General features: G+C 54.9%; 17 protein-coding genes. 12 read left to right on the forward strand and 5 right to left on the reverse strand.

All coding sequences use genetic code 11. From position 1 onward, the window contains the following. Window positions 1-32: 32 nt before the first annotated feature. From ACB496_RS07385 to ACB496_RS07400, 4 genes are all read left to right on the forward strand, one after another. On the forward strand, window positions 33-1,262 hold the full coding sequence (locus tag ACB496_RS07385; RefSeq protein ID WP_371974853.1) for a winged helix-turn-helix domain-containing protein: 1,230 nt from the start codon (window positions 33-35) through the stop codon (window positions 1,260-1,262). A gap of 45 nt (window positions 1,263-1,307) precedes the next feature. Further along, complete coding sequence (ycaR, locus tag ACB496_RS07390; protein ID WP_095281446.1) at window positions 1,308-1,490, forward strand: protein YcaR; 183 nt, start codon at window positions 1,308-1,310, stop codon at window positions 1,488-1,490. Further along, the gene (kdsB, locus tag ACB496_RS07395; protein ID WP_100776992.1) at window positions 1,487-2,233 is read left to right on the forward strand and encodes a 3-deoxy-manno-octulosonate cytidylyltransferase; all 747 of its coding nucleotides are present in this window, start codon (window positions 1,487-1,489) and stop codon (window positions 2,231-2,233) included. The genes ycaR and kdsB overlap by 4 nt, the downstream gene beginning before the upstream one ends. Before the next feature lie 146 nt (window positions 2,234-2,379). After that, a complete protein-coding gene (locus tag ACB496_RS07400) occupies window positions 2,380-3,273 on the forward strand; it encodes a YcbJ family phosphotransferase (protein ID WP_100776991.1) in 894 nt (297 codons plus the stop codon). On the opposite strand, the gene elyC is transcribed toward ACB496_RS07400, so the two are convergent. Continuing rightward, window positions 3,250-4,029: an envelope biogenesis factor ElyC gene (gene elyC, locus ACB496_RS07405; RefSeq protein ID WP_100776990.1), complete on the reverse strand. Its 780-nt coding sequence runs from the start codon at window positions 4,027-4,029 to the stop codon at window positions 3,250-3,252. The genes ACB496_RS07400 and elyC overlap by 24 nt on opposite strands. A gap of 124 nt (window positions 4,030-4,153) precedes the next feature. Here elyC and cmoM point away from each other — a divergent pair, with 124 nt between their 5' ends. From cmoM to ACB496_RS07440, 7 genes are all read left to right on the forward strand, one after another. Further along, on the forward strand, window positions 4,154-4,933 hold the full coding sequence (gene cmoM, locus ACB496_RS07410) for a tRNA uridine 5-oxyacetic acid(34) methyltransferase CmoM (protein ID WP_102105759.1): 780 nt from the start codon (window positions 4,154-4,156) through the stop codon (window positions 4,931-4,933). Between the two features lie 3 nt (window positions 4,934-4,936). After that, window positions 4,937-6,259 (forward strand): chromosome partition protein MukF, encoded by a 1,323-nt coding sequence (gene mukF / locus ACB496_RS07415; protein ID WP_100776988.1) that lies wholly within the window; start codon window positions 4,937-4,939, stop codon window positions 6,257-6,259. Next, on the forward strand, window positions 6,240-6,944 hold the full coding sequence (mukE, locus tag ACB496_RS07420) for a chromosome partition protein MukE (RefSeq protein WP_102105760.1): 705 nt from the start codon (window positions 6,240-6,242) through the stop codon (window positions 6,942-6,944). The genes mukF and mukE overlap by 20 nt, the downstream gene beginning before the upstream one ends. Beyond that, window positions 6,944-11,392: a chromosome partition protein MukB gene (gene mukB, locus ACB496_RS07425; protein WP_100776986.1), complete on the forward strand. Its 4,449-nt coding sequence runs from the start codon at window positions 6,944-6,946 to the stop codon at window positions 11,390-11,392. The genes mukE and mukB overlap by 1 nt, the downstream gene beginning before the upstream one ends. A gap of 181 nt (window positions 11,393-11,573) precedes the next feature. After that, window positions 11,574-13,397: a L,D-transpeptidase gene (ldtD, locus tag ACB496_RS07430; protein ID WP_194513614.1), complete on the forward strand. Its 1,824-nt coding sequence runs from the start codon at window positions 11,574-11,576 to the stop codon at window positions 13,395-13,397. 175 nt (window positions 13,398-13,572) lie between these two features. Continuing rightward, window positions 13,573-14,124: a YcbK family protein gene (locus ACB496_RS07435; protein WP_181827572.1), complete on the forward strand. Its 552-nt coding sequence runs from the start codon at window positions 13,573-13,575 to the stop codon at window positions 14,122-14,124. Window positions 14,125-14,139: 15 nt separating this feature from the next. After that, on the forward strand, window positions 14,140-14,787 hold the full coding sequence (locus tag ACB496_RS07440; protein ID WP_100776983.1) for an MBL fold metallo-hydrolase: 648 nt from the start codon (window positions 14,140-14,142) through the stop codon (window positions 14,785-14,787). Between the two features lie 56 nt (window positions 14,788-14,843). Here ACB496_RS07440 and ACB496_RS07445 read toward each other — a convergent pair whose 3' ends face one another. The 4 genes from ACB496_RS07445 to pncB all read right to left on the reverse strand — a co-directional run bounded on the left by ACB496_RS07445 (window position 14,844) and on the right by pncB (window position 20,673). Beyond that, window positions 14,844-16,034, reverse strand: coding sequence for an amino acid aminotransferase (locus tag ACB496_RS07445; RefSeq protein WP_100776982.1), 1,191 nt, complete (start codon window positions 16,032-16,034; stop codon window positions 14,844-14,846). Between the two features lie 185 nt (window positions 16,035-16,219). Further along, window positions 16,220-17,299: a porin gene (locus ACB496_RS07450; RefSeq protein ID WP_100776981.1), complete on the reverse strand. Its 1,080-nt coding sequence runs from the start codon at window positions 17,297-17,299 to the stop codon at window positions 16,220-16,222. 606 nt (window positions 17,300-17,905) lie between these two features. After that, window positions 17,906-19,306: an asparagine--tRNA ligase gene (gene asnS, locus ACB496_RS07455; protein ID WP_100776978.1), complete on the reverse strand. Its 1,401-nt coding sequence runs from the start codon at window positions 19,304-19,306 to the stop codon at window positions 17,906-17,908. Window positions 19,307-19,470: 164 nt separating this feature from the next. Next, window positions 19,471-20,673: a nicotinate phosphoribosyltransferase gene (pncB, locus tag ACB496_RS07460; protein ID WP_102105764.1), complete on the reverse strand. Its 1,203-nt coding sequence runs from the start codon at window positions 20,671-20,673 to the stop codon at window positions 19,471-19,473. 265 nt (window positions 20,674-20,938) lie between these two features. Here pncB and pepN point away from each other — a divergent pair, with 265 nt between their 5' ends. Next, window positions 20,939-23,551 (forward strand): aminopeptidase N, encoded by a 2,613-nt coding sequence (gene pepN, locus ACB496_RS07465; RefSeq protein WP_371974856.1) that lies wholly within the window; start codon window positions 20,939-20,941, stop codon window positions 23,549-23,551. Window positions 23,552-23,600 lie beyond the last annotated feature (49 nt).

Genomic DNA, 23,600 nt, shown 5'->3' on the forward strand with positions numbered 1-23,600 from the left:
TTCTGGTAGCGCGATGACTTACAGGAAAACGCATGTCACTACCGCAACTCTCACTTAGCGCCGCCCGCCATTTGCATCTTGCCGCGCAAGGTCTACTGAAAAAGCCCCGCCGTCGCGCACAGCCTGCCGATATTCTCTTTGCAATCCAGCGCATGTCCCTGCTGCAAATCGACACCATTAATATTGTTGCCCGCAGTCCTTATCTGGTGCTTTTTAGCCGCCTTGGGAATTATCCGGCTCAGTGGCTGGATGATGCGCTAAGCCGGGGCGATCTGATGGAATACTGGGCGCATGAAGCTTGTTTTCTGCCGCGTACCGATTTCGGGCTGGTGCGCCATCGGATGCTCTCGCCGGAGAACATGGGCTGGAAGTACCGGAAGGAATGGATGCGTGAGAATGCCGACGAAATCGACCAGCTGATTGCGCATATTCAGGACAACGGCCCGGTGCGTTCTGCCGATTTCGAACATCCGCGTAAAGGCACGAGCGGCTGGTGGGATTGGAAACCGCATAAGCGTCATCTGGAGGGGCTGTTTACCTCGGGAAAAGTCATGGTGGTGGAGCGACGCAATTTTCAGCGCGTGTACGATCTCACCCACCGGGTGATGCCGCACTGGGACGACGAACGCGATCTGCTGGACCAGGCCGCTGCCGAAGCGATCATGCTGGAAAACAGTGCCCGTAGCCTAGGGATTTTTCGTCCGCAGTGGCTGGCGGATTACTATCGTCTGCGTCAGCCGGCGCTGAAACCGCTGCTTGAACGCTGGCAGGAAAACCAACGCGTCGTGCGCGTCGAGGTTGAAACGCTGGGGGAAATGTGGCTCCATGCCGATCTCCTCCCACTTCTGCCGCAGGCTCAGGCCGATAAGCTGACCGCGACGCATAGCGCCGTATTGTCGCCGTTCGACCCGGTGGTCTGGGATCGTAAACGCGCAGAACAGCTGTTTGATTTTACCTATCGCCTCGAATGTTACACGCCTGCGCCGAAACGCCAGTTCGGCTATTTCGTCTTACCGCTGCTGCATAAGGGGCGGTTGGTCGGACGGATGGACGCGAAAATGCACCGCAAAACAGGCGTGCTGGAAGTCATTGCGTTGTATCTGGAAGCGGGGGTTAAAGTCAGTGCAACGCTTGAAAAAGGTCTCACGTTGGCGCTCAACGAATTCGCCATCTGGCAGCAGGCCCGACAAATCACTCTGGGGCGGCTGCCGGACGGGTTATTTGAGGGCTGTCGGAGTGGCTGGGAAATAGACATAGCCTGAAAAAGGAATGTGGTAAGCTTTAGCGATTACCTATACGGAGGAACTATGGATCACCGTTTACTTGAAATTATTGCCTGCCCGGTGTGCAACGGCAAACTGTATTACAGCCAGGATAAGCAAGAGCTGATTTGCAAACTGGATAATCTGGCTTTCCCGTTTCGTGACGGTATTCCTGTCCTGCTGGAAACCGAAGCCCGTACGCTGGCGGCAGAAGAGAGCAGACCATGAGTTTTGTTGTCATCATTCCGGCACGATTCGCATCCACCCGTTTACCGGGCAAACCGCTGGTCGATATTAACGGTAAGCCGATGATTGTTCACGTTCTCGAGCGAGCACGTGAATCGGGTGCCGAGCGCGTGATTGTGGCCACGGATCATGAAGAGGTTGCACGTGCGGTCGAAGCGGCGGGCGGCGAAGTGTGCATGACGCGCGCGGACCACCAGTCGGGCACCGAAAGGCTGGCCGAAGTCGTCGAAAAATGCGGTTTTAGCGATGACACGGTAATCGTTAATGTGCAGGGCGACGAGCCGATGATCCCGGCGGTGATTATCCGCCAGGTCGCGGAAAACCTCGCGCAGCGCCAGGTCGGAATGGCAACACTGGCCGTGCCGATTCATCACGCGGAAGAAGCATTTAACCCCAATGCTGTCAAAGTGGTGATGGACGCGGAAGGTTACGCGCTCTACTTCTCCCGTGCGACTATTCCCTGGGATCGCGATCGTTTTGCGCAGTCCAAAGAGGCCATTGGCGATACTTTCCTGCGTCATCTGGGCATTTACGGCTACCGGGCGGGCTTTATTCGCCGCTACGTGACCTGGGCACCAAGCCCGCTGGAGCACATCGAAATGCTCGAGCAGCTGCGCGTGCTGTGGTACGGCGAAAAAATCCATGTGGCTGTTGCACAGGAAGTGCCAGGAACCGGCGTCGATACCCAGGAAGATCTCGAACGCGTACGCGCGGAACTGAAATAAATCTCCCGCATCCCCCCGTTCTGGGGGGATGTTCTACCGCCTCGTTTTTATCGCATTTTTCTACGTTCAAATTGATCTCATAAGGGTGACATCTGTCAGCTACACGCTCATTATGAAAGCAGTAGTTTTGATGGGGGTAATCTCATATGGAACAGTTGCGTGCTGAGCTGAGCCACCTGCTGGGTGAGAAACTCAGTCGGGTGGAGTGCGTGAGTGAGAAAGCGGACACTTCCCTGTGGTCGCTGTACGACAGTAACGGAAATCCCATGCCGTTAATGGCGAGAAGCTTTACCTCCCCCGGCGTCGCCAGGCAGCTGGCCTGGAAAATGTCGATGCTGGCACGTAGCGGGACGGTGCGGATGCCGACGGTGTATGGGGTTATGACCCACGAAGAACATCCCGGCCCGGATGTGCTGCTGATTGAGCGCCTGCGCGGTGTTCCGGTCGAAGCGCCCGCAAGAACGCCGGATCGTTGGGAGCAGCTTAAAGATCAGATTGTCGAAGGGCTACTGTCCTGGCATCGACAGGACAGCCGTGGGCTGGTCGGGCCGGTAGACAGCACTCAGGAAAACCTTTGGCCACTGTGGTATCGCCAGCGGGTCGAAGTGCTCTGGGGCACGCTCAACCAGTTCAACAATACCGGCCTGAGCATGCAGGATAAGCGTATTTTATTCCGCACCCGCGAATGTTTGCCGACGATGTTTGAGGGCTTTAACGATAACTGCGTGCTGGTTCACGGCAACTTTACCCTTCGCAGCATGCTGAAAGACGCCCGAAGCGATCAGCTTCTGGCGATGGTAGGGCCGGGGATTATGCTGTGGGCGCCGCGCGAATATGAACTGTTCCGCTTAGGCGAAAGCGCGCTGGCAGAGAGCTTAATGTGGCACTATCTGCAGCGAGCGCCAGTCTCGGAATCTTTCCTCTGGCGCCGCTGGCTGTATCTGTTGTGGGATGAAGTCGCGCAGCTCGTTAATACCGGGCGTTTTAACCGCGCGAACTTCGATATGGCTACAAAATCACTCCTGCCCTGGCTCGCCTGACGAGCCTTTGAGCCACTGCCAGAGTCGCCCGAGGGATTCATACCCGACGCGATCGCTGTGCATCAGCCAGACTGGCGACGGGATCACGCGCTCCCAGGGATTGAGCGGCGCGTCGATCGCCAGCTGATTCGCCGGTGCGGGCAGGGGATGCAATCCGGCATGTTCAAAGAAAATCATCGCCCGCGGCAGATGCGAGGCGGACGTCACCAGCAGGAAAGGCGCATCGCCGATAGCCTGTTTCACGGCAGCGGCCTCTTCTTCCGTATCTTTCGGGCTATCGAGGGTAATAATCGCCGAGCGCGGCACGCCGAGCGATTCTGCCACCCGCGCGCCAGCTTCTGCGGTACTGACTGGATTCGTTTTAGCGGCGGCGCCCGTAAAGATCATTTTCGATCCCGGATTGCTCAGCCACAGGCGGATCCCTTCGTTGAGGCGCGGCAAGCTGTTGTTAATCAGGTTGGAGCTGGGCGCCCATTTATCGTCCCAGGTATAACCGCCGCCCAACACCACGATGTACTCCACTTTCTGATTTCCCTGCCACGTCGGGTACGTGTTTTCGATGGGGCGCAACAACCTGTCCGCCACCGGTTGCAGGCTTAACAGCAGCAGCGCCAGCCAGCCGGTGGTGATCACGATTTTGCCACTTCGCTGAAAACGGGTGAACCACACCAGCAGCAGCCCGAGCGCAATGAACATCAGCAGGAGAGGGAGGGGAAGCATCATCCCTCCAATGTATTTCTTTAGGGTAAAAAGCATCCTTTTTGGTTCCTTTTTTAACCATACAGCAGGTGATTACACGCGATATTACACCAGAGAGGTTCATTCTCCGCGCGGGTGTGACAAAATAGCGGTTTTGCTGCTAGCGGATGGAACTCTCCCAATGCGGGATCGCAATTTTGATGACATCGCGGAAAAGTTTTCGCGGAACATTTACGGCACCACCAAGGGGCAGTTACGTCAGACGATCCTCTGGCAGGATCTGGACAACGTGCTGGCCACCTTTGGTGACCGAAAGTTGCGGGTACTGGATGCGGGCGGCGGTGAAGGTCAGACGGCCATTTTAATGGCGCAGCGCGGCCATCACGTCACGCTTTGCGATCTTTCTGCTGAAATGGTAGCGCGTGCGAAACGCGCGGCAGAAGAGAAAGGTGTGAGCGACAACATGCATTTTATACATTGCGCCGCTCAGGACATTGCGCAGCATTTGGAAACGCAGGTTGATCTGATATTGTTTCATGCTGTGCTGGAATGGGTCGCCGAACCTCAGGAAATGTTAAAAACTCTGTGGTCTGTGCTTACGCCCGGCGGCGCGTTGTCGCTGATGTTCTACAATGCTAACGGCCTGCTGATGCGTAACGTGCTGGTGGGCAATTTCGGCTATGTGCAACAGGGCATGTATAAAAAGAAACGGCGCACGCTTTCGCCGGACTTTCCACGCGATCCGCAGCAGGTCTATGGCTGGCTGGAAGAGATGGGGTGGGAGATCACCGGGAAAACGGGCGTCAGGGTTTTTCATGATTATCTGCGCGATAAACAAAAACAGCATGACTGTCTTGACGCTTTAACAGAAATAGAAACGCGGTATTGCCGTCAGGAACCCTTTATCAGTCTTGGGCGATATATTCACGTCATCGCGCGCAAGCCGCAGAAGCAAGGATAATTTATGAGTGAATTTTCCCAGACAGTCCCCGAACTGGTTGCCTGGGCCAGGAAAAACGATTTCTCCATCTCGCTGCCGGTAGACAGGCTCTCTTTCCTGCTGGCGGTCGCTACGCTTAACGGCGAACGCCTGGATGGAGAAATGAGCGAGGGTGAACTGGTGGACGCGTTCCGCCATGTCAGTGATGCGTTTGAGCAAACCAGCGAAACCATTAGCGTGCGTGCCAACAACGCGATCAACGAGATGGTGCGTCAACGTCTGCTGAACCGCTTTACAAGCGAGCAGGCGGAAGGAAACGCCATCTATCGTCTGACACCGCTGGGTATCGGCATTACGGACTATTACATCCGTCAGCGCGAATTCTCTACGCTGCGCCTCTCCATGCAGCTGTCGATCGTGGCGGGCGAGCTTAAACGGGCGGCGGATGCTGCGGACGAAAATGGGGATGAATTCCACTGGCATCGAAATGTCTACGCGCCGCTGAAATACTCGGTGGCCGAAATTTTCGACAGTATCGATCTCACCCAGCGGTTGATGGACGAGCAGCAGCAGCAGGTGAAAGATGATATCGCACAGCTGCTGAATAAAGACTGGCGTGCGGCGATCTCCAGCTGTGAGCTGCTGTTGTCTGAAACGTCCGGGACCCTGCGTGAACTGCAGGACACGCTGGAAGCCGCAGGGGATAAACTCCAGGCGAATCTGCTACGCATCCAGGATGCGACGCTGGCGCATGACGATCTGCATTTTGTCGATCGCCTGGTCTTCGATTTGCAAAGCAAACTCGACCGTATTATCAGCTGGGGCCAGCAGTCGATCGATCTGTGGATCGGCTATGACCGCCACGTGCATAAATTCATCCGTACCGCCATCGACATGGACAAGAACCGCGTGTTCGCCCAGCGTCTGCGTCAGTCGGTACAAAGCTATTTTGATGCGCCATGGGCGCTGACCTACGCCAACGCCGATCGTCTGCTGGATATGCGCGACGAAGAGATGGCGCTGCGTGACGAAGAGGTCACCGGCGAACTGCCGCCGGATCTGGAGTTTGAAGAATTCAACGAAATTCGTGAGCAACTTGCCGCGATGATCGAAGAACAGCTGGCCGTCTACAAAACCAGACAAGTGCCGCTGGATCTCGGCCTCGTGGTGCGCGACTATCTGGTGCAATACCCGCGTGCGCGCCATTTTGATATCGCCCGCATCGTCGTCGACCAGGCCGTTCGCCTGGGCGTCGCGCAAGCAGATTTCACCGGACTGCCGCCGAAGTGGCAGCCGATTAACGATTACGGAGCCAAGGTACAGGCGCATGTCATTGACAAATATTGAACAAGTGATGCCAGTTAAACTGGCCCAGGCGCTGGCAAATCCGTTATTTCCGGCGCTGGACAGCCAGCTGCGTGCCGGTCGTCACATTGGTCTTGACGAGCTGGATAATCACGCTTTTCTGATGGACTTCCAGGAGTATCTGGAAGAGTTTTATGCCCGTTACAACGTCGAGTTGATCCGCGCGCCAGAAGGCTTTTTCTACCTGCGCCCGCGCTCCACGACGCTGATCCCACGCTCTGTGCTGTCTGAGCTGGACATGATGGTGGGCAAAATTCTTTGCTATCTCTACCTCAGCCCGGAACGTCTGGCCAACGAAGGCATCTTCACCCAGCAAGAGCTGTATGACGAGCTGATGAGCCTCGCAGACGAAGGCAAGCTGCTCAAGCTTGTGAACAACCGCTCCACCGGGTCGGATCTTGACCGCCAGAAGTTACAGGAAAAAGTGCGCTCTTCCCTGAACCGCCTGCGCCGTCTGGGGATGGTCTGGTTTATGGGCCACGACAGCAGCAAATTCCGCATTACCGAATCCGTGTTCCGCTTTGGCGCTGATGTGCGTACTGGCGACGACCCGCGTGAAGCGCAGCTGCGCATGATCCGCGACGGTGAAGCCATGCCAATCGAAAATAATTTGCAGCTCAATGATGAGAATGAAGAGAGTCAGCCGGATAGCGGGGAGGAAGAGTAATGATTGAACGCGGTAAATTTCGTTCGCTAACGCTGGTTAACTGGAACGGTTTCTTCGCCCGAACCTTCGATCTGGATGAGCTGGTCACCACGCTCTCCGGCGGTAACGGGGCGGGTAAATCCACCACCATGGCGGCGTTCGTCACGGCGCTGATCCCTGATTTGACGCTGCTGCACTTCCGTAATACCACCGAAGCGGGCGCGACGAGCGGGTCTCGCGATAAAGGTCTGCACGGTAAGCTGAAGGCGGGCGTCTGTTATTCGGTGCTGGATGTGATCAACTCCCGCCACCAGCGTGTGGTGGTCGGTGTGCGCCTGCAACAAATTGCGGGCCGCGACCGTAAAGTCGACATCAAACCTTTCGCCATCCAGGGGCTGCCAACGTCGGTTCAACCGACGTCGCTGCTGACGGAAACCCTTAACGATCGTCAGGCGCGCGTGCTGCCGCTGAATGAACTTAAAGAAAAGCTCGAAGCAATTGAAGGCGTCCAGTTTAAACAGTTCAACTCGATCACTGATTATCACTCGCTAATGTTCGATCTGGGCGTTGTCGCGCGTCGTCTGCGCACCGCGTCGGACCGCAGCAAATACTATCGCCTGATTGAAGCCTCCCTGTACGGCGGGATTTCCAGCGCCATCACCCGCTCCCTGCGCGACTACCTGTTGCCGGAAAACAGCGGCGTGCGTAAAGCCTTCCAGGACATGGAAGCGGCGCTGCGTGAAAACCGCATGACACTGGAAGCGATTCGCGTTACCCAGTCTGACCGCGACCTGTTCAAACATCTGATCAGCGAAGCGACCAACTACGTGGCGGCGGACTACATGCGTCACGCCAACGAGCGTCGCATTCATCTGGATAAAGCGCTGGAGTACCGCCGCGAGCTGTTTACCTCTCGCAAGCAGCTGGTGGCTGAGCAGTACAAACACGTTGAGATGGCCCGCGAGCTGGGCGAACACAACGGTGCCGAAGGCGATCTGGAAGCCGATTATCAGGCGGCCAGCGATCATCTGAATCTGGTGCAAACTGCCCTGCGTCAGCAGGAGAAAATCGAGCGCTATGAAGCCGATCTCGATGAGCTGCAGATCCGTCTCGAAGAGCAAAACGAAGTGGTGGCAGAAGCCGCCGATATGCAGGAAGAGAAAGAGGCGCGCGCCGAGGCCGCCGAGCTGGAAGTGGATGAGCTGAAAAACCAGCTGGCCGACTACCAGCAGGCTCTCGATGTTCAGCAAACCCGCGCCATCCAGTACACCCAGGCATTACAGGCGCTGCAACGCGCGAAAGAGCTGTGCCACCTTCCGGATTTGACGCCGGATAGTGCCGACGAGTGGCTGGAGACCTTCCAGGCAAAAGAACAGGAAGCGACGGAGAAATTGCTCTCCCTCGATCAGAAAATGAGCGTGGCGCAGGCCGCGCACAGTCAGTTCGAACAGGCATATCAGCTGGTTGCGGCGATCAACGGCCCGCTGGCACGCAGTGATGCCTGGGAAGTGGCGCGCGACTTGCTGCGCGATGGCGTCAATCAGCGCCATCTGGCGGAGCAGGTTCAGCCGCTGCGTATGCGTCTGAACGAGCTGGAACAGCGTCTGCGCGAACAGCAAGAGGCGGAACGCCTGCTGGCCGAATTCTGCAAACGCCAGGGTAAGCATGTCGATATCGACGATCTGGAAACGCTGCATCAGGAACTGGAAGCGCGTATCGCGTCTCTGTCTGACAGCGTCTCCAGCGCCAGCGAGCAGCGCATGGTTCTGCGCCAGGAGCTGGAACAGCTGCAGTCGCGCACTCAGACGCTGCTGCGACGTGCACCAGTCTGGCTGGCCGCGCAAAGCAGCCTGAACCAGCTGAGCGAGCAGTGTGGCGAAGAGTTCGAGTCTAGCTCAGAAGTAACCGAATACCTGCAACAGCTGCTTGAGCGCGAGCGCGAAGCCATTGTTGAGCGTGACGAAATCGGTGCGCGTAAAAATGCCGTCGATGAAGAGATTGAACGTTTAAGTCAGCCAGGCGGCGCGGAAGATTCGCGTCTTAATGCGCTGGCGGAACGTTTTGGTGGTGTGCTGCTGTCCGAAATTTACGATGACGTCAGCCTTGAAGATGCGCCGTATTACTCTGCGCTGTATGGCCCGTCCCGTCATGCGATCGTCGTGCCGGATTTATCGCTGATTGCCGATCAGCTGGAAGGGCTGGAAGAGTGTCCGGAAGATCTCTATTTGATTGAAGGGGATCCGCAGTCCTTCGATGACAGCGTGTTCAGCGTCGATGAGCTGGAAAAAGCGGTGGTCGTGAAAGTTGCCGATCGCCAGTGGCGTTATTCTCGCTTCCCGACGCTGCCGATCTTTGGCCGCGCCGCGCGTGAAAACCGCATCGAAAACCTGCATGCCGAACGTGAAACCCTCTCTGAACGCTTCGCGACCCTGTCGTTTGACGTGCAGAAAACCCAGCGTTTGCACCAGGCCTTCAGCCGCTTTATCGGCAGCCACGTTGCGGTTGCCTTTGAGCCGGATCCAGAAGCTGAGATTCGCAAACTCAATACCCGTCGCGGCGAACTTGAGCGCGCGCTGAGCAATCATGAAAATGATAATCAGCAGAGCCGCGTACAGTTTGAACAGGCGAAAGAGGGCGTTGCCGCCCTGAACCGTATCCTGCCGCGTCTGAATCTGCTGGGTGACGAAACCCTCGCCGATCGCGTGGATGAAATTCAGGAACGCCTGGATGAAGCTCAGGAAGCCGCGCGCTTTGTCCAGCAGCACGGCAATCAGCTCGCGAAACTGGAGCCTGTGCTGTCGGTTCTGCAAAGCGATCCGGAACAGTATGAACAGCTGAAAGAAGATTATGCGTACTCCCAGCAGGTGCAGCGTGATGCGCGCCAGCAGGCGTTTGCACTGACCGAAGTGGTGCAGCGTCGCGCGCACTTTGGTTATAGCGACTCGGCAGAAATGCTGAGTGGCAACAGTGATTTGAACGAAAAACTGCGCCAGCGTCTGGAGCAGGCAGAAGCAGAACGTAGCCGCAGCCGCGATGCGCTGCGCAGCCATGCCGCACAGCTGAGTCAGTACAATCAGGTGCTGGCATCGCTGAAAAGCTCCTTCGACACCAAGAAAGAGCTGCTCACCGATCTGCATAAAGAGTTGCAGGATATCGGCGTTCGCGCGGATAGCGGGGCGGAAGAGCGTGCGCGCATTCGCCGCGATGAGTTGCACAGCCAGCTGAGCAACAACCGTTCACGCCGTCACCAGCTTGAAAAGGCCCTGACACTGTGCGAAGCGGAGATGGATAACCTGACCCGTCGCCTGCGTAAGCTGGAACGCGATTACCACGAGATGCGCGAGCAGGTCGTGACCGCCAAGGCGGGCTGGTGTGCGGTGATGCGCATGGTGAAAGACAATGGCGTCGAGCGTCGTCTGCACCGTCGCGAGCTGGCCTATCTCTCTGGCGATGAGCTGCGTTCAATGTCGGATAAAGCGTTGGGTGCTCTGCGTCTTGCGGTGGCGGACAACGAACATCTGCGCGATGTGTTGCGTATGTCTGAAGATCCAAAACGTCCTGAGCGCAAAATTCAGTTCTTCGTGGCGGTTTATCAACACCTGCGTGAACGTATTCGCCAGGACATCATTCGCACGGACGATCCGGTCGAAGCGATCGAACAGATGGAGATCGAACTGGGTCGCCTGACAGAAGAGCTGACCTCCCGCGAACAGAAGCTGGCCATCAGCTCTCGCAGCGTGGCGAACATTATTCGCAAAACGATCCAGCGCGAGCAGAACCGTATCCGGATGCTCAACCAGGGTCTGCAGAGCGTGTCGTTCGGCCAGGTGAACAGCGTTCGTCTGAACGTTAACGTCCGTGAAGCGCACGCCACGCTGCTGGATGTGCTCTCTGAGCAGCACGAGCAGCATCAGGATCTGTTTAACAGCAACCGTCTCAGCTTCTCCGAAGCGCTGGCGAAACTGTATCAGCGCCTGAATCCGCAGATTGATATGGGCCAGCGTACGCCGCAAACCATTGGTGAAGAGCTGCTGGATTACCGTAACTATCTGGAAATGGAAGTTGAGGTTAACCGTGGTTCTGACGGCTGGCTGCGTGCAGAATCCGGCGCACTTTCTACCGGCGAAGCGATCGGTACCGGGATGTCGATTCTGGTGATGGTCGTGCAGAGTTGGGAAGATGAAGCGCGCCGCCTGCGTGGCAAGGATATCTCGCCGTGTCGCCTGCTGTTCCTCGATGAGGCCGCGCGTCTGGATGCCCGTTCAATCGCAACGCTGTTTGAGCTGTGCGACCGTCTGGATATGCAGCTGATTATTGCGGCACCTGAGAACATCAGTCCGGAAAAAGGCACCACGTACAAACTGGTGCGTAAAGTGTTTAATAATACCGAACATGTTCACGTCGTGGGGCTGCGCGGTTTCGCGCCGCAGCCGCCGGAGTCGTTACCGGGTACGGCTGACGCGTCTTAACGCGTTTTGATAAAAAGGGCGGCACACAGGTGCTGCCCTTTTTATTTGCTTAACTTGCGCTCAGGGCTGCGTTATCTTTAAACTTCTTTACATAAGGCAAGGCAGTAGCGTCTATGCCTTTCTATACTGAAGAAAAGCCCCGGTGTTGTGGGCAGGTCGTAAAGCAAACAGGGGGCAAGGGATGTTGCTAAAGAAAATTCATGGTCGTCAGCTGTCCGCACTCAGTGTGTGTCTGACGTTAATATTCGCTCCACTGTTTAATGCCCAGGCTGATGAGCCTGAAGTGGTTCCTGTCGACAGTTCGGCGACGATGGGCGCACAGCCCACTTCGCTGCTGCAACCACTGGAACAATCTTCCGCGACCGCCATTATGGCAGGTATCAAAACGCTGCCTGCGGATGTGGATACGCAAGCCGTGCGTCAGCAGCTGCAATCTGGACTGCCGTCCGGCTACACGCCCGCCTATCTTAATCAGCTGACCTTACTGTATGCCGCGCGCGAGATGAAACCGATGTGGGACGATCGCGATGCGGTGCGTGCTTTCCAGCAGCAGCTGGCAGAAGTGGCTATCGCCGGTTTCCAGCCGCAGTTTACCGCGTGGGTTGAGCTTTTGACTGACCCGACGGTGACGGGGATGGCTCGCGACGTGGTCCTTTCCGATGCCATGATGGGCTATTTGCAGTTTGTGGCGGGTATTCCGGTCAATGGCAATCGCTGGCTTTACAGCGAAAAACCCTACAAGCTGGCGACACCCGCACTCTCTGTGATCAACCAGTGGCAAGTGTCGCTGGATAAGGGCACGCTTCTGCGCTTTATCGCCAGTCTGGCACCGGCCCATCCGCAATATGCCACCATGCATCAGTCGTTGCTGCAACTGGTGGCGGATACGCGCCCGTGGCCGCAGCTGCGTGGCACCTCTACGCTGCGTCCAGGACAGTGGAGCAGTGATGTTCCTGCGCTGCGCGAAATTCTTCGCCGCTCTGGTGAGGCCGATGCAGGGCCGAAAATTGCGCTGCCGGGGGATGATCCGCAAAGCGTGGTGGTCAGCCCATCAGCGCCTGTACAGAAGAAAAAATCTGCCACTCCGGCCGATAAACCTGCTGCCTATGACCGCGAACTGGTTGCTGCAGTAAAAGCGTTCCAGACGGCTCAAGGCCTGGGGGCTGACGGGGTCATTGGACAGTCAACGCGCGACTGGCTGAACGTCTCACCGGCGCAGCGCGCAGGCGTGCTGGCCCTGAATATTCAGCGTTTACGCCTGCTTCCAGGAACCCTTTCCACCGGAATTATGGTGAACATACCGGCCTATTCGCTGGTTTATTATCAGAATGGCAGTGAAGTGCTGGCCTCCAGAGTCATTGTCGGACGACCGGATCGTAAAACGCCGATGATGAGCAGCGCGCTAAACAACGTGGTGGTGAATCCGCCGTGGAACGTCCCACCGACGCTTGCGCGCAAAGATATTCTACCGAAGTTGTGGAATGACCCGGGTTATCTCGAACGCCACGGTTATACGGTGATGCGCGGCTGGAACAGCAATCAGGCGATTGACCCATATCAGGTCGACTGGTCGACGATTACGGCGTCAAATCTGCCATTCCGTTTCCAGCAGGCTCCGGGTGAGCGTAACTCGCTTGGCCGCTATAAATTTAATATGCCAAGTTCCGATGCAATCTATCTGCACGACACGCCCAACCACAACCTGTTCCAGAAAGATACGCGCGCGCTCAGTTCCGGCTGTGTTCGCGTCAATAAAGCCTCCGAACTGGCGAATATGCTGTTGGGTGATGCAGGCTGGAACAACACGCGGATATCTGATGCGCTGAAAGAAGGGAATACGCGCTACGTGAATATTCGACAAAACATTCCGGTCAATCTTTACTATCTGACGGCGTTTGTTGGTGCTGATGGACGTACCCAATATCGTACAGATATTTACAATTACGATCTCACCGCGCGATCTGGCGCACAAATTTTGCCAAAAGCCGAACAATTAATCAGGTAAATGAAGTAGTTCGGGAAAAATGATTGTCGTAAGTTATGGTAGAGAAGGGGCTATATCGCTGTAAGCCCCGTATCTACTGGGGTTGGGTGCCTTGACGTTGGCTGTTCTGGCGGTTATGGTGCCCTTCGTGCGCTAAGCATATTTACGATAACATTGACCTGTAGACCTGATTATCATGGACAAATTTGACGCTAATCGCCGCAAGCTGCTGGCGTTAGGTGGTGTTGCGCTGGGCGCAGCGGCCATCTTACCGACGCCAGCATTTGCCACCCTCTCGACACCACGTCCGCGTATTTTAACGCTCAACAATCTTCACACGGGTGAGACGTTAAAAGCGGAGTTTTTCGATGGCAGAGGCTATATTCAGGATGAATTAGCAAGACTCAACCATTTTTTCCGTGATTACCGCGCGAATAAAATAAAAGCCATCGACCCAGGATTATTTGATCAGCTTTTCCGCCTCCAGGGCCTGCTCGGAACCCGCAAGCCGGTGCAACTCGTTTCCGGTTATCGCTCTATTGATACCAATAACGAACTGCGCGCCCATAGCCGTGGGGTAGCCAAAAAAAGCTATCACACTAAAGGACAGGCGATGGACTTTCATATTGAAGGCGTTTCATTAGCCAATATTCGCAAAGCTGCGTTATCTATGCGCGCAGGTGGTGTAGGATATTATCCACGTAGCAACTTTGTGCATATTGATACCGGGCCAACACGGCACTGGTAATAATGAAGGAGCAGTATGAACTATCGTATTATTCCGGTGACTGCGTTCGCCCAGAACTGTTCATTAATCTGGTGTGAACAAACCAAACTGGCCGCGCTTGTCGATCCCGGCGGAGATGCTGAGAAGATCAAGCAGGAAGTCGACGCGTCCGGCGTGACGCTGATGCAGATTTTGCTGACCCATGGTCACCTCGACCATGTGGGGGCTGCGGCAGAGCTGGCACAACATTACGGTGTGCCAGTCATTGGACCGGAAAAAGAAGATGAGTTCTGGCTGCAGGGCTTGCCTGCCCAAAGCCGTATGTTTGGTCTCGATGAGTGTCAGCCTCTGACGCCCGATCGCTGGCTGAATGAAGGCGAGAGCGTTAACGTCGGAAACGTGACGCTACAGGTGTTGCATTGCCCGGGCCATACGCCGGGGCACATCGTCTTCTTTGACGATCAATCGCGTTTGCTCGTCTCGGGTGACGTGATTTTCAAAGGCGGCGTAGGACGTAGCGACTTCCCGCGCGGCGACCACGGTCAGTTGATTCAGTCGATTAAACAGAAGTTATTGCCGTTAGGTGATGATGTGACGTTTATTCCAGGCCATGGCCCACTGTCGACGCTAGGATATGAGCGGGTGCACAACCCGTTCCTGCAGGATGAAATGCCTGTCTGGTAAACCCCATTAAAAAAGCCTGCTATAAGCAGGCTTTTTTGTCACTACAAGTACCGATTTTACAGTACAGCGACAATCGCTTCGCACAGCGGTGCCATGTTGTCTGGCGTCATTCCCGCGACGTTCACACGTCCAGAAGCGACAGCATACACACCAAACTCTTCGCGCAGACGCAGAACCTGTTCTTTGGTCAGGCCGCTAAACGAGAACATACCGTTCTGTTTGATGATGAAGCTGAAGTCACGATCCGCCCCTTTTTCTGCCAGCGTGTTCACAAACAGCAGACGCATGCGCTGGATGCGTTGACGCATGTCGTTCAGCTCTTGCTCCCAGATGGCGCGCAGGGCGTCATTGCTGAGGATGGTCGCTACGACAGACGCACCGTGTGCCGGTGGGTTGGAGTAGTTAGCACGAATCACCGATTTCATCTGGCTGAACGCACGATCAACGGTTTGCTCATCGGCAGCCACCAGCGTACAGGCGCCTACACGCTCATTGTACAGACCAAAGTTCTTGGAATAGGAGCTGGCGACGATCAGTTCCTGATGAACAGCAGCAAAGGCGCGCAGGCCCTCTGCATCTTCTTCCAGACCGCGAGCAAAGCCCTGGTAGGCGAAGTCGAAGAGCGGCAGCCAGCCCTTTTCTACAGACAGTTTTGCCAGCTGTTCCCACTGTTCCAGCGTCGGATCGATACCGGTTGGGTTGTGGCAGCAGCCATGGAACAGCACCACGTCACCCGCCTGTGCTTCGTTCAGGCTGGAGAGCAGGCCGTCAAAGTCGAGCGTATGGTTTGCCGCGTCATAATATGCATATTCACGCACTTCCAGCCCCGCAGAGTTAAACACGCTCTTGTGGTTCGGCCAGCTTGGGTTGCTCACCCAAACGCGCTTCACAGCGGTGTTTTTCGCGAGGAAATCCGCCGCGACGCGTAATGCGCCGGTACCGCCTGGCGTCTGGGCTGTGCGGGCACGCTTATCGCTAACAATCGTGCTGCCTTTTCCAAACAGCAGCTCCTGAGTGCAGCGACCAAATTCCGGGATACCGTCGATACCGAGGTAGTTTTTGGTGTTTTCGTTTTCCAGCAGATACTGCTCAGCTTTTTTAACGCTGGTCAGGACCGGAGTCTTGCCGGTTTCATCTTTATAGACACCAATACCCAGGTTGATTTTTCCAGGGCGGTCATCGGCACGAAACAGATCGGCCAGGCCCAGAATAGGGTCGGCAGGGGCGGCGGTAATGTTCTCAAACATGACGAGGTTCCATTGTGATTACAGAAGTGAAATCCGCTATCAGGTTAACGGTAGATTTACAAAATGCCAACCGTTTGCGACGAAAAGCGTGCGCCTTTTCAAAAGTCGCTACTTTTTACTTTCAGCCATAAAAAAAACAGGACCGAAGTCCTGTTTTTAAGGCATTTAGCAGAGAGGGCTGCTTATTAGAACTGGTAAACGATACCAACACCAGCCTGGTCGTCGGTAGACAGACTCACCGCACGGGTGTAGCTGTTATCGTCCAGCAGGTTGAAGCGGTAAGCCGCGTATACGTTCATGTTCTTGTTGAAGTAGTACCAGGTACCCAGCTCAATATATTTAACCAGGTCAGCGTCGCCACCAGCGAAGCCGTTACGGTCGCTCAGGTTTTTACCTTTAGACTGTACGTAGCCCAGGGATGGACGCAGGCCGAAGTCGAACTGATACTGTACTACTGCTTCAATGTTCTGAGTTTTGTTTGCGAATTCGTCGTCGTTTTCGCGGGTCATGTTACGGGATTCGCCGTACATAACAGATGCGTACAGGTTGTTCGCATCGTATTTAACAGAAGTTGCCCAACCTTCAGCGCGTTTACCTTTGCCGTCAGCAGACTGATCAGAAGAGCGGTCAGAGTTGGTGTACGCTGCAGTTACGTTGAAGCCTTCAGCGAAGTCATAACCCAGAGAGTAGCTGCCGCCGTCGCCGTTCTGACGAGCTGGGGTGTGACCAGATTCGTTTTTACCCTGGTATTGCAGACCCAGGTTCAGACCGTCAACCAGACCGAAGAAGTTGGAGTTACGGTAAGTTGCCAGACCGGTGCTACGGCCAGTCATGAAGTTGTCTGTTGCTGCCAGGGAGTCGCCACCCCAGATAACGAACATATCGGTAGATGCCAGTGCATCGTAGAACGCACCGTAGTTACGGCCGTAATCGAATGAACCGTAGTCGCCGCCTTTCAGACCAGCGAATGCCAGACGGGTTTTAGTACCCTGAGCGCCTTCCTGTGCGGAAGCATCCATGTTGTATTCCCACTGACCGTAACCGGTCAGCTGGTCATTAACCTGGGTTTCACCTTTGAAGCCGATACGGGCATAGGTGGTGTCATTGTTGTTAGAGTCACCGTTGGTAGTCCACTGGTGTTCACCTACAGCCTTACCGTAGAAGTCCAGTTTGTTGCCGTTTTTGTTATAGATTTCTGCAGCGTTTGCTGCACCGGCTACCAGCAGGGCAGGGATAACCACTGCCAGGATATTGCGCTTCATCATTATTTATTACCCTCATTGGTTTTTTTATGACACTCGCCACTGCCCACAATAAATTCTGTCAATAAATATTTCCGGAACTATTGATGAGAGTTTGGTGTCTTTATGTATCTGACAGGCATCTTTCCATTCATATAACCGTTTCGCTAGCCTGAAAGTGCTACAAAGATAAAGATTGAGTAACAAAAAGAAATTATGTGTAACCAAGTGTGTATTATTCGGAACTTTGTGAAGCACCTCAAATTTCGGAACTGATTGCTGAATAAAAACACTAACCCATTCCTATATATATGAATTGCTTATATTTAATTTTGATAAAGGCTTTTCGTATCAACAGAAGTTAAACAATGCACTTTTTCTTATTGTATACATTAGCCATCCAGAGGGCTGTGTAAGTGGGTATTTTTTGTGCTAAAGCACGCAAAGGTAATAAGGCGCAATAAGAATGTGGTTTATTTTTTGTTCGTAGATATTTCATGGAAATAAAACGTAACAGGTGGAATATTTGGCGGGGTTGCACTTTGAAGATACTGACTTTCAACTGACATAAACTGACAGTACAGAATAAAATAACGGCCAGCAGTTGCTGGCCGTTATTAATTATGAGGATTAGAAACTGGCGTTACGCGGAGTACGTGGGAATGGAATCACGTCACGCACGTTCTGAACGCCGGTGACGTATGCAATCAGACGTTCAAAGCCCAGACCGAAGCCTGAGTGTGGCACGGTGCCGTAACGGCGCAGGTCGCGATACCAGCTGTAATCCGCTGGATTAAGACCCATCTCTTCCATACGCGCGTCCAGTACGTCCAGACGCTCTTCACGCTGAGAGCCACCGATGATTTCACCGATGCCCGGCGCCAGCACATCCATCGCCGCAACGGTCTTACCGTCTTCGTTAAGGCGCATGTAAAAGGCCTTAATGTCTTTCGGATAGTTTTTCACGACCACCGGTGCTTTGAAGTGTTTCTCAGCCAGGTAACGTTCGTGTTCAGAAGATAAATCCACGCCCCAGTAAACCGGGTTCTCGAATTTCTCACCGCATTTTTCCAGGATCGCTACCGCGTCGGTGTAATCGACCTGCGCGAAGTCCGCAGAGACGAAACGCTCCAGACGGGCAACCGCATCGCTGTCGACACGCTCTGCGAAGAATTTCATGTCGTCTGCGCGCTCTTCCAGAACCGCTTTGAAGACATACTTCAGCATCGCTTCTGCCAGAGCCGCCGCGTCATTCAGATCGGCAAACGCCACTTCCGGTTCCAGCATCCAGAACTCCGCCAGGTGGCGGCTGGTGTTGGAGTTTTCAGCACGGAAGGTTGGGCCGAAGGTGTAGATTTTTGACAGGGCGCAGGCGTAGGTTTCGCCGTTAAGCTGGCCGGATACGGTCAGGAACGCCTCTTTACCGAAGAAGTCCTGGTCGAAATCCACTTTGCCTTCTGGTGTGCGCGGCAGATTTTCCAGATCCAGCGTAGAAACGCGGAACATTTCGCCCGCACCTTCGGTATCGGACGCGGTGATCAGCGGCGTGGAGACCCAGAAATAACCCTGCTCGTCGAAGAAGCGGTGCAGCGCTTGCGCCAGCGTGTGACGAACGCGTGCGACGGCACCAATCATGTTGGTACGCGGGCGCAGGTGAGCCACTTCACGCAGATATTCGATACTGTGGCGTTTTGCCGCCATTGGATAGGTGTCTGGATCTTCAACCCAGCCGGTCACTTCAACAGACGTTGCCTGGATTTCGAAGCTCTGACCCTGGCCTGGAGACGCAACCACGACACCCGTCACGATAACGGAACAGCCGGTGGTCAGGCGCAGAACTTCGTCATTGTAATTGGGCAGAGAATTATTAATAACGGCCTGTACAGGATCAAAGCAGGAACCGTCATAGACGGCAAGGAAGGAGATGCCAGCTTTAGAATCTCGGCGAGTACGCACCCATCCGCGCACGGTGACTTCTTGGTCAACGGCGACGCGGCCCTGGAGTACGTCGGCTACAGGCACAACGCTCATAATATTCTCTCTGTTAATAGTCGGAAAAAATAGACACTTGTTCACCCTTATAGGGGGATATCTATGTTACCTGGCATCCGCCATCAGACAAGCAGATTTCGCAGAGAAAAGAGAGAAATTAGTAAAAATTTGGACGGGGGGCCAATAAGCCCCCCTGAAGAGGATTAACTGGCTTTCTTAATCTGTGGCAGATCGAAGGCTTTACGCAGTGCGCGCACGAACGCTTTATCATGGCAGATGGTTTTACCCGGGCTGTCAGAAAGCTTGGCGACCGGCTTGCCGTTACATTCCACCAGTTTGATAACGATATTCAGCGGTTTTACCTGCGGGATATCGCACGTCAGGCGGGTACCGATGCCAAAGCTGAGGTTAACCCTGGAGGAGAACTGGCGGTAAAGATCGACCGCTTTTGTCAGATCCAGATTGTCGGAGAAGACCAATACTTTGGTGAGCGGATCGATGCCGAGCTTCTGATAATGGGCAATTGCTTTTTCACCCCATTCAACCGGATCCCCGGAGTCATGGCGCAGACCCTGATAGCGATTGGCAAATTCCGGGCCGAAATCGCGCAGGAATGCATCCATGGTAATACAGTCGGTGAGGGCAATACCCAGCTGATCGGGATACTCATCAAGCCATGCGGCGAGCGCCGCACGCTGGCTGGTGGCAAGATCGGGGCTTATCTGCTGATGCGCCTGGAACCACTCGTGAGCCTGTGTACCCATCGGCGTTAGATTACGGCGACGCGCCAAATCATAGTTGCTGGTTCCGACAAACCACGGCTCTTGCTGTAGACGTTCCACAATCGCCTGCTGCACTTCGCGGGAGAAACGACGGCGCGTGCCGAAATCCATCAGTCGGAAACGAGACATATCAATCGATTCCGTCATCTGGTGGAAATCAACCAGCTTGCTTTCCAGCGTCGCCAGCGCCTGTTCAACGCTCGCTTCGGGAGAACGGTAGCGGTGCACAATCTCGCTAATCACCGCCAGCAGCGGCACTTCCCACATGATCACTTCACGCCACGGGCCGGCGAGGCGAATGTGCAGCCTGCCATTATTGTTGGTGACGGTAACCTGTTCGGGGTTGTAGCGGAAATCGCGCAGCCAGTTGAGATAATCGGCTTTGAAGAAGGGGAGACCAGAGAGCCACTGGTATTCGTCGTCCTGAAGAGTCAGATGCTGCATGGCATCGACCTGTTCACGGATGGTATCAGCGTAAATACCGAGCAGGTCATCACCGCGGCAGCGAAATTCAGCCGCTACCTCTACATCATAGTAATGGTGAAAAACGGCTTGCTGCATATGCAGTTTATACGCATCGGTATCCAGCAGTGTATGCAGAACAGGGGAAGCGAATTGAGTCATAGGTGCGCAGTAGCATCCTCTCACGGGAGCGTTTAGTACAATAAACAACTATTGAAACCGCTGGAGTATACCTTGTTTAGCGATTTATTGAACCCCGATCACAACATAAGCTGCCGTTATGGTCGAGGGCATTTCGTGCCCCGTGTTATACAAATGTAGCAAAAATGGTTTTTCCGCCTGAAAAGATGAACATTCTGCGTAGCGCGTTTTACACAACAGGAATAGACTGGATTCGTTATTCGACAAACGATGCATAAGGTTTTCTATGACACAACAGCCACAAGCCAAATACCGCCACGACTACCGTGCGCCGGAATACCTGATTAGCGATATCGATCTGACTTTTGACCTGGATGCCACCAAAACCGTTGTCACGGCCGTAAGCCAGATCACACGCCAAAGTGCGACGGCTGTTCCGCTGCGTCTCGATGGCGAAGACCTGACGCTGGTCTCAGTCCACGTGAACGACGAAGCCTGGTCTGACTATAAAGAAGAAGAGAACCAGCTGGTCATCAACAATCTGCCAGAGCGTTTCTCCCTGCGCATCGTGACTGAAATCAGCCCGGCGTCCAATACGGCGCTGGAAGGCCTGTATCAGTCAGGCGTGGCGCTTTGCACCCAGTGCGAAGCCGAAGGTTTCCGCCATATTACCTGGTATCTGGACCGCCCGGACGTTCTGGCGCGTTTCACCACCAAAATCATTGCCGATAAAAAACGTTATCCGTATCTGCTCTCCAACGGTAACCGTGTGGGGCAGGGCGAGCTGGAAAATGGCCGTCACTGGACACAGTGGCAGGATCCGTTCCCGAAACCATGCTATCTGTTTGCCCTGGTCGCGGGTGATTTCGACGTGCTGCGCGATACCTTCAAAACCCGTTCCGGTCGTGACGTCGCGCTGGAGCTGTTTGTCGATCGTGGCAACCTCGACCGCGCGCCGTGGGCGATGACGTCCCTGATTAACTCTATGAAGTGGGACGAAGAGCGTTTCGGCCTTGAGTACGATCTCGACATCTATATGATCGTCGCCGTCGACTTCTTTAATATGGGCGCGATGGAGAACAAAGGCCTGAACGTCTTTAACTCCAAATACGTGCTGGCCCGTACCGACACCGCCACCGATAAAGATTACCTCGATATCGAACGCGTGATTGGTCATGAGTATTTCCACAACTGGACCGGGAACCGCGTCACCTGCCGCGACTGGTTCCAGCTGAGCCTGAAAGAGGGCCTGACCGTGTTCCGCGATCAGGAGTTTAGCTCCGATCTGGGATCACGCGCCGTCAACCGCATCAGCAATGTGCGCACCATGCGCGGCCTGCAGTTTGCCGAAGACGCCAGCCCAATGGCGCACCCGATTCGTCCTGACAAAGTGATTGAGATGAACAACTTCTACACCCTGACGGTGTATGAGAAAGGTTCTGAAATCATTCGTATGATCCACACCCTGCTCGGCGAAGAGAACTTCCAGAAAGGGATGCAGCTCTATTTCGAACGCCACGACGGCAGCGCGGCGACGTGCGACGATTTCGTGCAGGCGATGGAAGATGCGTCCAACGTTGACCTGTCGCATTTCCGCCGCTGGTACAGCCAGGCCGGTACGCCGATCGTCAGCGTAAAAGATGACTACAATCCGGAAACCGAGCAGTACACCCTGACCATCAGCCAGCGCACGCCGCCGACAGCTGAGCAGGAAGAGAAGCACCCGCTGCACATTCCGTTCAGCATCGAGCTGTACGATAACGAAGGCAACGTGATCCCGCTGCAGAAGGGCGGTCATCCGGTGCATCACGTGCTGAACGTGACCCAGGCAGAACAGACCTTTATCTTTGATAACGTCTACTTCCAGCCGGTTCCGGCGCTGCTGTGCGAATTCTCCGCACCGGTGAAACTGGAATATAAGTGGAGCGATCAACAGCTCACCTTCCTGATGCGTCATGCGCGCAACGATTTCTCCCGCTGGGATGCGGCGCAGAGTCTGCTGGCGACCTACATCAAGTTGAACGTGAACCGTCACCAACAGGGTCAGCCGCTGTCGCTCCCGGTTCACGTTGCCGATGCGTTCCGTGCCATTTTGCTGGATGAGAAAATCGATCCGGCGCTGGCCGCAGAGATCCTGACGCTGCCGTCCGCGAGCGAAATCGCCGAGCTGTTTGAGATTATCGATCCCATCGCCATTACCGCCGTGCGTGAAGCCCTGACCCGCACGCTGGCGACCGAACTGGCCGATGAATTCCTGGCCATTTATAACGCCAACAAGCTCGACGAATACCGTGTCGAACACGCGGATATTGGCAAGCGTTCCCTGCGTAACACCTGTCTGCGCTATCTGGCATTTGGTGAAACGGAACTGGCGAACACGCTTGTCAGTAAGCAGTATCACGAAGCCGATAACATGACCGACGCCTTAGCGGCCCTGGCGGCGAGCGTGGCGGCAGAGCTGCCGTGCCGTGATGCGCTGATGCAAGAGTACGATGATAAGTGGCATCAGGACGGCCTGGTGATGGATAAGTGGTTTATCCTGCAAGCCACCAGCCCGGCGGCGGATGTGCTGAGCAAGGTACGCAATCTGCTCAAACACCGCTCTTTCACCATGAGCAACCCGAACCGCGTGCGTTCCCTGATTGGCGCGTTTGCCAGCAGCAACCCGGCGGCCTTCCATGCGGAAGACGGCAGCGGTTATCAGTTTATGGTGGAAATGCTGACTGAGCTTAACAGCCGTAACCCGCAGGTGGCATCGCGTCTGATTGAGCCGCTGATCCGCCTGAAACGCTACGACGCAGCGCGTCAGGCGAAAATGCGTGCTGCCCTTGAGCAGTTAAAAGGGCTGGAAAATCTGTCGGGCGATTTGTTCGAGAAGATTACGAAGGCGCTGGCCTGACGTTAATGCCAGGTAGCACTGTTAAGTAAAAACAAAACGGCAACGCAAG

This window comes from Lelliottia nimipressuralis (assembly GCF_041464075.1).
Taxonomy (GTDB): domain Bacteria; phylum Pseudomonadota; class Gammaproteobacteria; order Enterobacterales; family Enterobacteriaceae; genus Enterobacter; species Enterobacter nimipressuralis.